Origin of the sequence: Lamprobacter sp. (assembly GCF_034860625.1) — a bacterium.
Lineage (GTDB): Bacteria > Pseudomonadota > Gammaproteobacteria > Chromatiales > Chromatiaceae > Lamprobacter.
In genome coordinates, this window is the sequence record NZ_JAYESN010000626.1 from 1 (window position 1) to 937 (window position 937).

1 protein-coding gene is annotated in these 937 nt (G+C 66.7%); it reads left to right on the forward strand.

All coding sequences use genetic code 11. The annotated features are described in order from the left end of the window. On the forward strand, positions 1 to 937 hold a 937-nt coding region (locus VBE63_RS30325; RefSeq protein WP_323686677.1), incomplete at both ends, for an FAD-dependent oxidoreductase.

Sequence of the window (937 nt, forward strand, 5' to 3'; positions counted from 1 at the left end):
GGGCGTGGTCAGTCGTAGCACGGACAAGCTGCCCGCTGATGTCTTCATTCAGGACTATGCGCGTCTGATCGAGCCGACGCTGGTGGAGGCCGGCGGTCAGCGCTTCCGCGCCAAGGCGGTGGTCATTGCGACCGGCTCGACGCCGATCTTGCCGGCACCCTGGCGTCAGTTCGGCGACCGCGTGATCACCACCGATGAGGTGTTCGAGCTCGAGGATCTGCCGGCGAGCATGGCGATCATCGGCATGGGCACCATCGGCCTGGAGCTGGGCCAGAGCCTGGCGCGCATGGGCGTGACCATCAACGGCTTCGATCAGATCGAGCGCGTCGCGGGTATCGCTGATCCCGAGGTCAATCGCGCCGCCATTGAGCTGATGCGCAAGGACTTCGCGATCCATCTCGGGGCGACCGCGACGCTGGAGTCGGTGGGCGAGCAGATCCAAGTGACGGCCGGCGAGCAGAGGGTGGTGGTCGACAAGGTGCTGGCCAGCATCGGCCGGGTGCCAGCGGTCGAGGGGCTGGGGCTGGAGGTGCTCGGGCTACCGTTGGATGCCCGTGGCGTGCCGCCGTTCGATGATCAGACCATGCAGATCGGCGATCTGCCGGTGTTCCTGGCCGGCGATGTGACCGGCGAGCGTCAGGTACTGCATGAGTCGATCGACGAGGGCAAGATCGCCGGCTACAACGCCGCCCATATCGAGCAGTCGCCCGAGGGCTTTCAGCGCAAGACGCCGTTCTACGTCAACTTCTGTGACCCGAACATCATCGCTGTTGGTGCGCGCTTCGATCAGATCGATCCTGACCGCAGCGCCGTTGCCGAGGTCAGCTTCTCGACCGTTGGCCGCGCGCGGGCGATGGGCGCGGCGCGCGGTGTGCTGCGGGTCTATGCCGACAAGGCCAGCGGGCGGCTGCTCGGCAGCGAGATGATCGCCCCGCGT